The sequence below is a fragment of the Azospirillum sp. BE72 genome, from assembly GCF_031455875.1.
Classification (GTDB): Bacteria; Pseudomonadota; Alphaproteobacteria; order Azospirillales; family Azospirillaceae; genus Azospirillum.
In genome coordinates this window covers 861,653-874,775 of the sequence record NZ_JAVDTO010000001.1, presented here as the reverse complement: position 1 = coordinate 874,775, position 13,123 = coordinate 861,653, and the positions used below count along the sequence as shown (strand labels likewise).

General features: G+C 67.7%; 14 protein-coding genes. 5 read left to right on the top strand and 9 right to left on the bottom strand.

Going from position 1 to position 13,123, the window contains the following annotated elements; translation table 11 throughout:
* The first annotated feature begins 39 nt into the window (after positions 1 to 39).
* Positions 40 to 2,457 (top strand): methyl-accepting chemotaxis protein, encoded by a 2,418-nt coding sequence (locus J2Y49_RS04330; RefSeq protein ID WP_310112688.1) that lies wholly within the window; start codon positions 40 to 42, stop codon positions 2,455 to 2,457.
* A 93-nt stretch (positions 2,458 to 2,550) separates the two neighbouring features.
* On the opposite strand, the gene J2Y49_RS04325 is transcribed toward J2Y49_RS04330, so the two are convergent.
* Positions 2,551 to 3,033 (bottom strand): CYTH domain-containing protein, encoded by a 483-nt coding sequence (locus J2Y49_RS04325; protein WP_310112686.1) that lies wholly within the window; start codon positions 3,031 to 3,033, stop codon positions 2,551 to 2,553.
* A 160-nt stretch (positions 3,034 to 3,193) separates the two neighbouring features.
* On the opposite strand from J2Y49_RS04325, the gene J2Y49_RS04320 reads away from it, so the two are divergent.
* On the top strand, positions 3,194 to 3,439 hold the full coding sequence (locus J2Y49_RS04320) for a hypothetical protein (RefSeq protein ID WP_310112684.1): 246 nt from the start codon (positions 3,194 to 3,196) through the stop codon (positions 3,437 to 3,439).
* Between the two features lie 20 nt (positions 3,440 to 3,459).
* On the opposite strand, the gene J2Y49_RS04315 is transcribed toward J2Y49_RS04320, so the two are convergent.
* Entirely contained in the window at positions 3,460 to 3,615 is a 156-nt protein-coding gene (locus J2Y49_RS04315) for a DUF3309 family protein (protein WP_082860756.1), read from the bottom strand.
* 324 nt (positions 3,616 to 3,939) lie between these two features.
* On the opposite strand from J2Y49_RS04315, the gene J2Y49_RS04310 reads away from it, so the two are divergent.
* A complete protein-coding gene (locus tag J2Y49_RS04310) occupies positions 3,940 to 4,275 on the top strand; it encodes a hypothetical protein (protein WP_310112682.1) in 336 nt (111 codons plus the stop codon).
* A 31-nt stretch (positions 4,276 to 4,306) separates the two neighbouring features.
* Here J2Y49_RS04310 and J2Y49_RS04305 read toward each other — a convergent pair whose 3' ends face one another.
* The gene (locus J2Y49_RS04305) at positions 4,307 to 5,230 is read right to left on the bottom strand and encodes a phosphatidylcholine/phosphatidylserine synthase (RefSeq protein WP_310112680.1); all 924 of its coding nucleotides are present in this window, start codon (positions 5,228 to 5,230) and stop codon (positions 4,307 to 4,309) included.
* On the bottom strand, positions 5,227 to 5,925 hold the full coding sequence (locus tag J2Y49_RS04300; protein WP_014248378.1) for a phosphatidylserine decarboxylase: 699 nt from the start codon (positions 5,923 to 5,925) through the stop codon (positions 5,227 to 5,229). The genes J2Y49_RS04305 and J2Y49_RS04300 overlap by 4 nt, the downstream gene beginning before the upstream one ends.
* A gap of 131 nt (positions 5,926 to 6,056) precedes the next feature.
* Between J2Y49_RS04300 and J2Y49_RS04295 the strand changes: the two genes are divergently transcribed.
* Entirely contained in the window at positions 6,057 to 6,527 is a 471-nt protein-coding gene (locus J2Y49_RS04295) for a hypothetical protein (RefSeq protein ID WP_310112678.1), read from the top strand.
* A 26-nt stretch (positions 6,528 to 6,553) separates the two neighbouring features.
* Here the strand turns inward: J2Y49_RS04295 and J2Y49_RS04290 are convergent, their stop codons facing one another.
* From J2Y49_RS04290 to J2Y49_RS04270, 5 genes are all read right to left on the bottom strand, one after another.
* Entirely contained in the window at positions 6,554 to 6,994 is a 441-nt protein-coding gene (locus J2Y49_RS04290) for a DUF29 domain-containing protein (RefSeq protein ID WP_310112677.1), read from the bottom strand.
* 76 nt (positions 6,995 to 7,070) lie between these two features.
* On the bottom strand, positions 7,071 to 8,147 hold the full coding sequence (locus J2Y49_RS04285) for a BMP family ABC transporter substrate-binding protein (protein WP_310113295.1): 1,077 nt from the start codon (positions 8,145 to 8,147) through the stop codon (positions 7,071 to 7,073).
* Positions 8,148 to 8,226: 79 nt separating this feature from the next.
* Complete coding sequence (locus J2Y49_RS04280) at positions 8,227 to 9,156, bottom strand: ABC transporter permease (RefSeq protein ID WP_310112675.1); 930 nt, start codon at positions 9,154 to 9,156, stop codon at positions 8,227 to 8,229.
* On the bottom strand, positions 9,153 to 10,229 hold the full coding sequence (locus J2Y49_RS04275; protein WP_310112673.1) for an ABC transporter permease: 1,077 nt from the start codon (positions 10,227 to 10,229) through the stop codon (positions 9,153 to 9,155). Before J2Y49_RS04275 ends, J2Y49_RS04280 begins: the two co-directional genes overlap by 4 nt.
* A gap of 27 nt (positions 10,230 to 10,256) precedes the next feature.
* Positions 10,257 to 11,834, bottom strand: a complete 1,578-nt coding sequence (locus J2Y49_RS04270) for an ABC transporter ATP-binding protein (RefSeq protein ID WP_310112672.1) — start codon at positions 11,832 to 11,834, stop codon at positions 10,257 to 10,259.
* Between the two features lie 283 nt (positions 11,835 to 12,117).
* On the opposite strand from J2Y49_RS04270, the gene J2Y49_RS04265 reads away from it, so the two are divergent.
* Positions 12,118 to 13,047, top strand: a complete 930-nt coding sequence (locus J2Y49_RS04265) for a folate-binding protein (protein WP_310112670.1) — start codon at positions 12,118 to 12,120, stop codon at positions 13,045 to 13,047.
* Positions 13,048 to 13,123: the final 76 nt, after the last annotated feature.

Genomic DNA, 13,123 nt, shown 5'->3' with positions numbered 1-13,123 from the left:
GTCTCCGGAAGGGCGACGCGAGCGGGGAGTCCACCATTCATGACGATCGGAACGCGGATCGCGCTTGGCTTCGCCACCGTGCTGCTTCTGACGGTTGGCGTGGCGTTCGTCGGCTGGAACAGCCTCAGCACCTATGCCGAGCGAGTCGATCTGGCGGCCCACACCGCCGATCTCGACACGCGGCTGAAGTCGGTGCGGCTGGAAGAGGCGCGCTTCGTGACCGAACGCGACGCCAAGGCCGCGGCCAATGTTCCCGGCATGCTGGACGCCCTGCAGGCCGAAGCGCAGGAGACCCGCGCCGCGCTCGCCGACGGGGAAGGCCGTCGCCTGCTGGACGAGGTGCGTTCGGGGATCGACGGCTACCGTGCCGCCTTCACCAACTTCGTCGCCCAGGACGCCGAGGCGCACGCCCGCACCGCCAGCATGGAAATGCGCGCGCGCGCGCTGCGCGAGATCGCCGAGAAGATCGGCAAGCAGCAGTCGGAGCGCCATGACCTGAACATGGCCAGCAAGCGCGACGCCGACGCCGAACTGCGCCATGCCATGGACACCGCCGAACGGGCCAACCGCGTGATCGAACGGGTTCTGGAGGTCCGCCGCCGGCAGAGCGAGTTGCGGCGCAACGCCGAAGAGGCGCTGGCTGCCCAGATCGTGGAGGCGCTGGACGAACTCGTGCAGACCACCGATACCGTCGCCAAGGACCTTGTAGGCACCAATGATGAGGCGCTGGCCGCGCGAATCGCCGACGACACCCGAGCCTATCACGGCACGGTGCAGGCTCTGCGCGGCAGAGGAGCCGCGGCGCTGGCCGATGCCGGGGTCGCCGCCGGGCTGGACGAGGCCGCACGCGGCGTGCAGGAACGCGCCGTGGAGCTTCAGCAGAACCAGGCCATCGTGACCGAAGCACTGCGCGAAGCCTCGAAATTCGCCCAGAGCGAAGTGAACGAGGCGGTGATGCTGCGCGGTCTGGCGATGCGCCTGGTGCAGGGTGCCCAGTCCGCGATGCTGGGCCAGCGTGATTTCCTCCTGTCCGGCGCGTCGGATGCATCCACCGGCGCGAAGACCGCGGTCGCGGCGGCGGTCAAGGAGATCCTCGACATCGCCGGACAGGCCGGAGCCGTGCTGGTCGACCAGGAGGGGCGCGCACTGATCGCCGCCATCACCGACGCCGCCCGCGCTTTCGATTCGGAATTCGCAGCGCTATCGGCCGCCGCCGCCAAGCAGCACGAGGCGTCGGCCGCCATGGCCCAGGCCTCATCCGCGGTCAGCGGACAGGTGGGCCGGCTGGTCACCCTCCAGCGCGAGGATCGCGAGGCCGGCCGCGCCAGCGCCGGGATGGTGATCGCCATCGGTGCGGCGGTCGCCCTGCTGCTGGGCGCGCTGATGGCCTGGATCATCGACCGCGCGATCACCCACCCGCTGCACGCCATGACCGGCGCCATGGGCCGGCTGGCCGAGGGCGACCTGACGGTCGAGATCCCCGGAGGCGACCGCAAGGACGAGATGCGCCACATGGCCGACGCCATGACCATCTTCAAGGACAATGCCCTGGAGATGCAGCGGATGGAACGCGAACGCGAGGAGATGCGCATCCAGATCGATGCCGACCGCCGCCGCACCATGAACGAGTTCGCCAACGGCTTCGAGCAGGCGGTGTCCGGCGTTGTGATGTCGCTGACCGAGTCGGCGGGGTCGCTGGGTCGCGATGCGCAGGAGATGTCGTCCGATGCGGCGCTGACCACCGCCAAGTCCACCGCCGTCGCCACCGCCTCGCAACAGGCGACGGCGAATGTCCAGACCGTCGCGGCGGCGGCGGAGGAGCTGTCCGCCTCCATCGCCGAAATCTCGCGCCAGTTGAACGCCAGTTCCGCCACCGCATCCGGCGCCGCCGACAAGGCGGTGCAGACCAACAGCATCGTCGAAGGCCTGTCGCTCGCCGCCGAGCGGATCGGTCAGGTCGTCGGGCTGATCGGTGAGATCGCGGAGCAGACAAACCTGCTGGCGCTCAACGCCACCATCGAAGCGGCCCGCGCCGGCGAGGCCGGCAAAGGCTTCGCCGTGGTGGCGACGGAGGTCAAGAACCTTGCCGGCCAGACCGCCAAGGCGACGGAGGAGATCTCCGCCCAGGTCGCGGAAATGCAGACCGCCACCTCCAGCGCCGTGGCGGCCATCCGCACCATCTCCGACGCGGTGACGGCCATCAGCGGAACCGTCACCGACATCGCCCACGAGATGGAGCAGCAGGGCAGCGCCACCCGCGAGATCGCCCAGAATGTCCAGCAGGCGGCCGAAGGCACCCAGCAGGTGATGCGCAACATCGCCGAGGTGACCACCGCCGCCACCAAGACCGGCGGCGCCGCGGATGCGGTCCTGAATGCCAGCCGCACCCTGACCGCCCAGGCCGACCGCCTGCGCGGCGAGGTGCAGGGCTTCCTCGACAAGGTGCGGACGGCGTAGCTTTTACAGTGACTCAGTTTGCTGCGGTTGCGCCGGTTCCTCCCGCCCTTTCGGCGGCGAATGGGGACCGGCACCTGCAGTGGATCATATTCGCTAAGCGGCCGCAGGCGACGACCAGCGTTGGATGGGTGCGCGGGAGAGGGACGAGTTGCCGTAGGCCCGCAGCGTGGTGACCTCCGCCCCGATCCAGTCGGGCAGCGGAACGGTCTGGTCGGGGTCTTCCAGTTCGACCTCTGCGATGATCAGGCCGGTGTTCTCACCGTGGAAGACGTCGATTTCCCAGCACAGGCCGTCCTGACAGTGGCGGTAACGCGTCTTGTCGATCACTCGCCCCTCGCAGCCGTAGAGCAGCAGTCGCCGGCCGAAATCCAGCGACAGGGGATGTTCCACCTCCTCGCGGCAGGCCCCCTGTTTCAAGGATTTGATGGTGAGTGTCGCGCGGTCGTCGGCGATGCGGACGCGGACCGTGCTGATGCCGTCGGACGGCAGATATCCCTGGACGATTCGCACGCCGTCCCGGCAGAGATGCCGGACGCCCTTGCGGACCAGGAATCGTCGCTCGATTTCCAGTGCCATGACCGGGCCCTTCGGACGAATTCGCCGACGACCCTAGCCGAAAGTCGCGCCAGCCTTCAACCTCGCTGCCCTGTGTGCGGCGCAACCGAGACTGCGTGCGGCTGTACTATGCCGTGACGATCGGTCGCAAACGCTCCGTCTTCGGTGCTATCTTGGAGCGATGAACGCCGATTCCTCCGCCAACGGTCTCTGGGCCGCCATTCCCTGGCTGGTCCTGTTCGCCTTCTATGGGCTGCCGCTGCTCCATGTGGCGCTGTCGCGCCGCGGTGGCGGATGGCGTCCGCCTGCCGGATCACGCTGCCCCTTCGGCCCGCGCGCCGGCTGGCTGGTGATGGTGCTGATGCTGGGGCCGGTCGGATGGCTGATGTTCGCCCTCCGCCGGCCCCGCCGTGCATCAAACGGATAGACTGTCCGATGGGTTGCGGATCAGATCCGGCCCATCAGCAGCAGAACGATCAGGACAATCAGCAGCACGCCGAGGATGCCGCTGGGACCATAACCCCAGCCGCGGCTGTGCGGCCAAGCCGGGACGGCACCGAGTAGCAACAGAATCAGGATGATGAGCAGAATCGTGCCGAGCATGGCCTTCTCCCTTCTGGTGGAGCTTTCGTGACGGACAAGCGGAAACGGAACGGGTATTCCTGGGCTTTGTTCCTGTCCGGCTCGAACGTGACCATTCGCCACCACCAAGGGGGGATTCGGCTCCTCCGGCGCTCCCCGAACGCGACGCCTGCGGACTTCCGGCTGGTCGGCCCCTGTTGACGGGGCGGCTGCGGCAGCTTAGGCTGTTGCCATGATCACGCATCGCTTCGACGGCATTCTGCGAATTAGCGGCCCGGTTCTCCTTTGAGAGCCGGGGATTTCGCTCGTCCATTCCGCAGAACCGTCTGAAAGCCTGATCACGCCATGTCCGTCACCGTGAAGACCACCGCCGCATCCGCGTCTGATGCGCGCGTCACCGCGCCCGGCCGCCGGGTCGCCTTTTCCCTGGTCGCAGATGCCGATCCCGGCACCCTCCCCCGCATCTTGGAATTCGTTGCAAAGCGCGGACTGGTCCCGCTGGCCCTGCACAGCCGCCTGACCGACGATACGCTTGCCATCGCCATGGAAGTGGGTGACCTGCCCCAGGCGGAGACCGACCATATCGGCCGTTGCCTGGGACAGATCCCGATGGTGGCGCGGGTCATCGTCGCGGAACTTGCCGCCACCGCATCCGCCGCGGAACTGGTGGCGGCGGAATAGCGGCGGCGGAATGCAGCAGGCGGAAGGCCGGTCAGACCGGCTTCCGCGGTTCCTCTCCGGACGCTGCGATGTCGTCAGACGGCTGCTCCCCGGGAGAGGCTTCGGCCTCAACCTCCGGCCCCGGCTCCGTGATCTCCGTCCGCATCAGTTCCGCGGCACTCTGCAGCTTGCGGAACTGGAGGACGGAGAAGGGCAGCATCGACAGATAGGCCAACCCGACGATGGACAGGGTCCACCAGGGCTGGCTGACCAGCATGGCGGCCAGCAGGCCGACACCGGCCAGCGCCGGCACCACCCATTGTGCCGGCACGCGGGCGCCCTTGAAGGAGAAGGTCGGCAGGGTGCTGACCATCAGCCCACCGATCAGCAGGGTCCAGGGCACGATCACCGCCGGATGGCCGAGGAACTCCGGCCCGATCTCGAACCCCAGGATCATCGGCAGCAGCACGAGGCCGGCGCCGGCCGGAGCCGGAACCCCGGTGAAGTAGTTGTAGGCCCAGGGCGGCAGATCGACCACGCCGAGTCGCGAGTTGAAGCGGGCAAGACGCAACGCGCAGCACACGGCATAGGCCATGGAGGCGATCCAGCCCAGGCTGCCCGCGCCGTTCAGCCCCCACAGATACATCATGAAGGCCGGCGCGACGCCGAAGCTGATGGCGTCGGACAGGCTGTCCAACTCCTCGCCGAACTTGCTCTGGCCGTTCAGCAGGCGTGCGATCCGGCCGTCAAGCGCGTCCAGGATGGCGGCGATGACGATGGCGATGACCGCCGGCTCCCACCGCCCCTGCATGGCGAATCGAATCGCGGTCAGGCCGGAGCAGAGCGCCAGCACCGTCAGCACGTTCGGCAGCAGGTGGTTGATCGACAGGCCCTTCAACCGTGGGTGCGGCCGGCCGGGGCGGCGCGCCCGGTGCGGGCGGAAGATCTGCTGGCGGAAGACGGGCGGTCGTTTCATCGACGCACATCCCCCTGCCGTTGCGCTTCCGTCCCGTCCAGGTCGGCCAGGATCGTCTCGCCACCGATGGCGGTCTGACCGACGCAGACCAGCGGGGCGACGCCGTCCGGCAGGTAGATGTCGGTGCGGCTGCCGAATCGGATCAGGCCGAATCGCTCGCCCGCCTTCACCTCCTGCCCCGCCTTGACCCACCACAGGATGCGGCGCGCCACCAGACCGGCGATCTGGACATAGGCGATCTCGCGCCCGTCGGGCAGGCGATGGCGGAAGGCCATCCGCTCGTTCTCGTCGCTGGCCTTGTCGAGCGCGGCATTGACGAAGGTGCCCTTGTGGTATTCGGCCGCCACGATGGTGCCGTCGGCCGGCACGCGGTTGACGTGGACGTTGAAGACGTTGAGGAACACGCTGATCCGGGTCAGCGGCTTGTCGCCCATGCCCAGTTCCTTGGGCGGCACGGCCTGGACGATCATGGTCACCCGCCCGTCGGCCGGGCTGACCAGCAGGCCGGGCCGGGTCGGTGTCACGCGGTCCGGATCGCGGAAGAAGTAGGCGCACCAGAGCGTGAGGACCAGCCCGATCCAGCCGAGCGGCGCCCAGACGGCGAGACCGAGAACCAGGGAGACCACCGCGAATCCGGCGATGAAGGGCCAGCCGGCACGGTGGATGGGAACGACGACGGTATCGATGGCGGACATCGCCTGCTTTCTTCGTATTTTCAGACCACAGCGAACAGCCATTCTAGACGTGCGTTCCGGGCCTTTACAGAATTTTAGCTGGCGGCGCCCATGCTGTCGTCTCAATCGCCCCTGAAGCCGAGCGTACCGCCTTGTCCGTTCCCGATCTGAAGACCATTCAATCGCTGGCCGAGGTGCCCGACGGCGCCCTGCCGATCAGCCCAGGTTCCATCGAAGTGACGCCGGAAGGCGTGCTGGGCATCGCCAGGCCGCCGCGCCCCTGCAAGCTGACCTTCATGGCCGACGGCCTGCCCTTCAACGTCGCCGTCCGGCATGAGAGCGAAGAGGAAGGCGGCGGGTCGATCTGCCAGATTTGGGCCGATGTCGGCCATGTGCCCTACACCGCCCAGGCGCCGGAACGCCGCCGCTCCCTGCTGGCGGTGCTGCGCGGGATCGAAGGGCTGCCCCATGTCCGCTTCATCGTCCAGGGCGGGCAGAAGATCATCCTGTTCTCGGAAATCAGGCTGGAACACCACGCCTCGCCCGAGGATCTGTTCCACCAGACGACGCTGGTCCTGCAGGAAGCGCGCCCGTTCCTGCGGCTGCTGGGCGAGTATCTGTAAAGCGGGGCGGCGCCGGAAGGTGCCGCTCAGGCATCCGGCCAGAACGACTCGTTCATCATCTCAGCGAAGCTCCACGGGCAATCCGTGGGAAAAACCTGTCGCGAGATACCGGTTTCGCGTTCGGCCGCGATCAAGGCAAGCCGGTATGCGTCCTCGACAGACGCTCCAAGCGATGACTTGAGGCTTGGATTATCGCGCAGATGAGCGGCGAGCCGATAGCGTTGCTCCTCGATGCTGAGGCGCCAGCTGTTGCCACGCAGCGGCTCCTGATAGCGCCACTTCAACAGGTGCAGCAGCAGAACGACCAGGCGGTTGACCAGTTCACGCTTTTCGCTGCGCCCCATGCTCTCGATCTCCTCGGCGATGTGCTCGATGTCCGCCGCGTCGAGCTTGCCGGCCCGCAGAAGGGCGGCCTGTTCGTTCGCCCAGGCGTAGAAATCGCTGTCGTAGAGGCTGCTACCGTCCATCGCCCACCTCCCCACATCGCCGAAGGGCGCGACGGACAGGAGGTTTTCACCGCCGGTTCGCCGCGCCGTACACTGCTTACTTCGGAACCTTGCCCTGCACGCCCTCGACGTACCAGTCCATCTTCAGGATCTGCTCGTCGGTGGCGGTCTTGCCTTCCGGAATCACGACCTTGCCGGCCTGGTCCTTGACCGGGCCCTGGAAGGAGTGGCGCTTGCCCGACACGATGTCGGCCTTGAGCTGATCGGCCATCTTCACGACGTCGGCCGGAATGGCCGGGTTGTAGGGGGCCAGCTCGACCATGCCGGTGCTGATGCCGCCCCAGGTGTCGATCGGCTTCCAGCTGCCGTCCAGCACCGCCTTGACGCGCTGGACGTAATAGCCGTTCCAATCCTCGACGATCGCGGTCAGGTGCGACTTCGGACCGAAGCGGGTCATGTCTGACGACTGGCCGACCGACCACAGCCCACGCTCCTGCGCGGTCTGGATCGGGGCCGGGCTGTCGGTGTGCTGGACGATGACGTCGGCACCCTGGTCGATCAGCGCCTTGGCCGCCTCGGCTTCCTTGCCGGGGTCGTACCAGCTGTTGACCCAGACGACGCGGACCTCGGCCTTCGGGTTCTGCTCGCGCAGCGCGATGGTGAAGGCGTTGATGCCGCCGACCACCTCGGGAATCGGGTAGGAGCCGATGTAGCCGATGATGTTCGACTTGGTCATCTTGCCGGCGATGGCGCCCACCACCGTGCGGCCCTCATAGAAGCGGCCGGAGTAGGTCGCGACGTTCTCGGCGCGCTTGTAGCCCGTGGCGTGCTCGAACTTCACGTCGGGATAGCGCTTGGCCACCTTCAGCGTCGGGTTCATGAAGCCGAAGGAGGTGGTGAAGATCAGCTTGTGGCCGCTGGCGGCCAGCTGCTCGACCACACGCTCGGCGTCGGCGCCTTCCGGCACATTCTCGACGAAGGTGGTGGTGACCTTGTCGCCCAGCGCCTTCTCCACGGCGAGACGGCCCTGGTCGTGCTGGTAGCTGTAGCCGTGGTCGCTGACCGGGCCGACATAGACGAAGCCGACCTTCAGCTTGTCCTGCGCCAGGGCGGAGCCCATGCCCACGCTCAGCGCGATGGCGGCACCGGCCAGACCCAGCACCGCCTTGCCCATCGTCCTTCTGTTCACGTCGAAGCTCCTTGTTCTTGATATCTCTGTGATATGGGCTTTGTTTCGATTTCAAAACGACGCGTCAAGCATCGGGATGAAACAGTTTTCCCAGACAGGCCGGCGCGTTCAGGCGGATGCGGGCGACGTCCCGCGAAATCAGCACCAGGACCAGGACGGTAGCCAGATACGGCAGCATCGACAAGAGCTGCGACGGCACGTCGATGCCCAGCCCCTGAACGTGCAGTTGCAGGATGGTGACGCCGCCGAACAGCCAAGCGCCCAGCATGGCGCGCACCGGCTTCCAGGTGGCGAAGACCACCAGCGCCAGCGCAATCCAGCCGCGGCCCGAGGTCATGTTCTCCGCCCACATCGGCGTGTAGTCCATCGACAGGAACGCGCCGCCCAGCCCGGCCATGGCGCCGCCGAACAGCACGGCGAGGAAGCGGATGCGCAACACCTTGTAGCCCAGCGCATGGGCGGCCGTGTGGTTCTCCCCGACCGCGCGCAGGACCAGCCCGGCGCGGGTGCGGTAGAGGAACAGGTGGACCAGCGGCACGGCGGCGACCGCCAGATAGACCATGATGTCCTGGCCGAACAGCGCCTGCCCCACCACCGGCAGGTCAGTGAGGCCGGGGATGTACAGCTTGGGCAGCCCTTCCAGCGGGATGCCGACGAAGCCCTGCCCGATCAGCGCCGACAGGCCGACGCCGAACAGGGTGAGCGCCAGGCCGGTCGCCACCTGGTTGGCCAGCAGGAACAGGGTCAGCACGGCGAACAGCGAGGCGGTGGCGGCACCGGCCAGCGCCGCGACGAGAAAGCCGGTGACGGCGCTACCGGTCTGAATCGTCACGGCGAAGCCGCAGACGGCGCCCACCAGCATCATGCCTTCCACGCCCAGGTTGAGGACACCGGACTTCTCGACCACCAGCTCGCCCAGCGCCGCGAACAGCAGCGGCGTCGCCGCAGCGAACATGGCGGTCAGGATCGGGCCGATCAGGGCAAAGTCGTTCATGCCACCGCCCTCCGCGCCCCGAAGCGGACCCGGTAGCGGATCAGCACGTCGCTTGCCAGCAGGAAGAACAGAAGCATGCCCTGGAACACTCCGGTGATGGCCTTGGGCAGGCCCATGGCGATCTGCGCCGCCTCGCCGCCGATGAAGGACAGCGCCATCAGCAGCGCCGCCAGCAGGATGCCGACCGGATGCAGGCGGCCCAGGAAGGCGACGATGATGGCGGTATAGCCGTAGCCCGGCGAAATGCCGGCGGTGACCTGCCCGATCGGGCCGGCGACCTCGCCCATGCCGGCGATGCCGGCCAGCGCGCCCGACAGCAGCAGCGCTAACCAGACGATCCGCTTCTGGTCGAAACCGGCATAGCCGGCGGCGGCCGGGGTCAGGCCGATCACCTTGATCTGGAAGCCGATGAAGGTCCGCGCGATCAGCAGCCAGCCGCCCGCGACCGCCAACAGCGCGAACAGCGCGCCCAGATGGACGCGGGTGCCCGTCCACAGGATCGGCAGCACGGCGTCGGCCTCGAACAGGCGCGACTCCGGGAAGGCGAAGCCATCGGGGTCGCGGTAGGGGCCGTGGACCAGATAGTTCAGCAGCAGCAGCGCCACGTAATTCAGCATCAGGCTGGTCAGGATCTCGCTGGCGTTGAAGCGCAGCCGCAGGAAGGCCGGCACCGCCGCCCAGACCGCGCCACCGACCGCACCGCCGATCACCATCAGCGGCAGCAGCCACCAGCCGCCCTCGCCATAGAAGGCCAGCGCCAGCCCGCCGCCGGTGATGGCGCCCAGCGTCAGCTGGCCCTCGGCACCGATGTTCCAGACATTGGCGCGGAAACCGATGGCGAGGCCGACGGCGCACAGCACCAGCGGGGTCGCCTTCACCACCAGTTCGCCCAGCCCGCGCACCGAGGTCAGCGGGGCGATGAAAAAGGCATGGAGCGCCTTGACGGGATCGAACCCCATCGCAAGGAACAGGATGAAGCCGCTGAGCAGGGTCAGCGCCACCGCCAGCAGCGGCGTGGCGTAGACCATCGTCTTCGACGCCTGCCCGCGCGGTTCCAAACGGATGAGGCTCATGCGGCGTCTCCGGCAATCGCGAAACCATCAGACCGCACGCGTGATCTCCCCGTCTTCGTCCGGCGGCGTGCCGAACAGGCCGCCCATCAGCAGGCCGATGCGTTCCACCGTCGTCTCGTGCGTCGGCCGGCTGTCGGACAGGCGGCCGTGGAACAGCACGGAAATCCGGTCGCTCAGCACGAACAGCTCGTCCAGATCCTGGCTGATCACCAGAACCGCGGCGCCCGAGCGCGCCAGCCCGATCAGCGCCTTGTGGATCGCCGCCGCGGCGCCGGCATCGACGCCCCAGGTCGGCTGGCCGACCACCAGCAGCTTGGGCTTCTGCAGGATCTCGCGACCGATGATGAATTTCTGCAGGTTGCCGCCCGACAGCGACCGCGCTTCCGCCCGGTGGCCGTGGGCGACTACGTTGAAGCCGCGGATGATCGTTTCGGCATAGGCCCGCGCCCGGCCGAAATGGACCATGCCGCCACGCACCAGCGGCTCGCGGGCATACCCCGACAGCAGCGCATTCTCAGAGAGGCTCAGTTCCGGGACGGCGCCGCGGCCCAGCCGCTCCTCCGGCACGAAGGCGAGGCCGAGCGCGCGGCGCGCGCGCGGCCCCAGATGCCCGGCCGAGGTGCCCTCGATCACCACGGACTCGGCGTCAGCAACCAGCATCTCACCGCTGAGCGCGGCCATCAGCTCCGCCTGCCCGTTGCCGGCCACCCCGGCGATGCCCAGGATCTCGCCCGCCCTCACCTCGAAACCGACGTCTTTCAGGTTGGTGGCGAAGGGATTGTCGGAGGTGGTGGACAGATGGCGCACCGACAGGCGCGCGGCCCCGGCGGCACCCTGCGGCGGCCGTTCGGGCATGGACAGCTCCGCCCCCATCATCATCTCGGCAAGGCTGCGCGCCGTCTCCTGCCGCGGGTCGGCGGCGCCAACCACCTTGCCGGCGCGCAGAACGGTGGCGCGGCTGCACAGCGCGCGGATCTCCTCCAGCTTGTGCGAGATGTAGAGGATCGTGCAGCCCTCCGCCGCCAGGACGCGCAGCGTCTCGAACAGCTTGGCGGCCTCCTGCGGCGTCAGGACCGAGGTCGGCTCGTCCATGATCAGCAGCTTCGGATCCTGCAGCAGGCAGCGCACGATCTCCACCCGCTGCCGCTCGCCCACCGACAGGTGGAAGACATGGCGTTCGGGGTCGAGCGCAAGGCCATAGCGTTCGGACACGCTGCGGATGCGGTCGGCCAGCTCGTCCATCCGGCCGGCATCGTCCAGGCCGAGCGCGATGTTCTCCGTCACCGTCAGCGTGTCGAACAGCGAGAAGTGCTGGAACACCATGCCGATGCCCAGCCGCCGGGCTCCGGCAGGATCGGGGACATTGGTCTCCGCCCCCTGCCACAGCATGGTTCCGGAGTCGGGGTGCAGCACACCGTAGATCATCTTGACCAGGGTGGATTTGCCGGCGCCGTTCTCACCCAGCAGCGCATGGATCTCGCCCGGCTGGAGGACGAGGTCGACATGGTCGTTGGCGAGGCATCCGGGGAATCGCTTGGTGATGCCGCGCAGCTCCAGGCGGGGCGGCGAAGCGTCCGGGGGAAAAGTCTCGGCGTGCGAAGGCAAGGAGGGTCAATCCGGGAAAAGGTCAAACCTGTATGGCAATGCCAAAGCCGTGCCACCGCTACCAACAGAGTAATCCGGTGGCACCACCGGCCGTCAACAGCCGATCCTCTGCCTATACGCAATGCATTTGCCGCTTCGGTCATCATGCCACAGTCCGTGGCGGCAACCCAGCCTTTCGCCCGGGGGGTCTGTTGCGATGCGGCAGGCCCTTGCCAGCCGGCCCGTTCGGACCAACACTCCAGACGGTCGGCAGTTCGGCCGATCGGACAGGGTGGAGGCAAGGATGTCGGCGGGTTACGCGGTGCTGGACCGGCGGAGCGTGGTGGCGGTGACGGGGGAGGACCGCAAGGCCTTCCTGCAGGGGCTGGTGTCCAACGACATGCTGCGCGTTACCCCCGACCATGCCGCTTATGCCCTATTCCTGACCCCGCAGGGCAAGTTCCTGCATGATTTCACCGTCGTCGAATCGGGTGCCGTCGAATCGGGTACGGATGCGTCAGCGGCACTTCTGCTCGATCCGGAGATGGACCGGCGCGCCGACCTGCTGCGCCGGCTGAAAATGTACAAGCTCCGCTCGAAGATCGCGCTGGAGGACCGGGCCGAGGCGCTGCGCGTCGTGGTGGCATTCGGGGACGGCGCGCTGGCTGCGCTGGGACTGCCGGCGGAGCCGGGCACGGCACGGCCCTTCGGCGGCGGGATCGCCTTCACCGACCCCCGACTGCCGGCGCTGGGCGCCCGCCTGTTCCTGCCTGCGGACGGCATTGCGGAACTGGAGACAGCCGGGCTGGTGCGACGGGATGCCGCGGAGTACGACCGCCTGCGCCTGTCGCTCGGCGTGCCGGACGGGACCGACGACCTGATCCCGGAAAAGTCGATTCCCCTTGAGAACCGGATGGACGCGCTGAACGCCATTTCCTGGGACAAGGGCTGCTACATGGGGCAGGAGCTGACCGCCCGCACCAAGTACCGCGCCCTGATCAAGAAGAAGCTGTTCCCCGCCGCCATCGAGGGTCCGGCACCGGAACCGGGCACTCCGGTGATGCTGGAGGGCAAGGAGGCCGGGGAGATCCGCAGCGTCCGCGACGGCGCGGCACTCGCCCTGCTGCGGCTGGAGGAGGTGCGGCGCGCGGCCGAGAACGGGCTTTCCTTCCAGGCCGGTCCGGCGACGCTGACGCCGCAGGAACCGGGCTGGGACATTACCACCAAGGGTTAGGCCCACACCGAAAGAGTTCACGGAAGGTGAGATCAAACGGGGCTTGCGCCTGTTGTACCGGTGTCTTTCGACACAA

Coding starts and splice junctions, on each gene's coding strand:
- J2Y49_RS04330 (WP_310112688.1), top strand. CDS start 40: ATGACGATCGGAACGCGGATCGCGCTTGGCTTCGCCACCGTGCTGCTT.
- J2Y49_RS04325 (WP_310112686.1), bottom strand. CDS start 3,033: ATGGCACTGGAAATCGAGCGACGATTCCTGGTCCGCAAGGGCGTCCGG.
- J2Y49_RS04320 (WP_310112684.1), top strand. CDS start 3,194: ATGAACGCCGATTCCTCCGCCAACGGTCTCTGGGCCGCCATTCCCTGG.
- J2Y49_RS04315 (WP_082860756.1), bottom strand. CDS start 3,615: ATGCTCGGCACGATTCTGCTCATCATCCTGATTCTGTTGCTACTCGGT.
- J2Y49_RS04310 (WP_310112682.1), top strand. CDS start 3,940: ATGTCCGTCACCGTGAAGACCACCGCCGCATCCGCGTCTGATGCGCGC.
- J2Y49_RS04305 (WP_310112680.1), bottom strand. CDS start 5,230: ATGAAACGACCGCCCGTCTTCCGCCAGCAGATCTTCCGCCCGCACCGG.
- J2Y49_RS04300 (WP_014248378.1), bottom strand. CDS start 5,925: ATGTCCGCCATCGATACCGTCGTCGTTCCCATCCACCGTGCCGGCTGG.
- J2Y49_RS04290 (WP_310112677.1), bottom strand. CDS start 6,994: ATGGACGGTAGCAGCCTCTACGACAGCGATTTCTACGCCTGGGCGAAC.
- J2Y49_RS04285 (WP_310113295.1), bottom strand. CDS start 8,147: ATGGGCAAGGCGGTGCTGGGTCTGGCCGGTGCCGCCATCGCGCTGAGC.
- J2Y49_RS04280 (WP_310112675.1), bottom strand. CDS start 9,156: ATGAACGACTTTGCCCTGATCGGCCCGATCCTGACCGCCATGTTCGCT.
- J2Y49_RS04275 (WP_310112673.1), bottom strand. CDS start 10,229: ATGAGCCTCATCCGTTTGGAACCGCGCGGGCAGGCGTCGAAGACGATG.
- J2Y49_RS04265 (WP_310112670.1), top strand. CDS start 12,118: ATGTCGGCGGGTTACGCGGTGCTGGACCGGCGGAGCGTGGTGGCGGTG.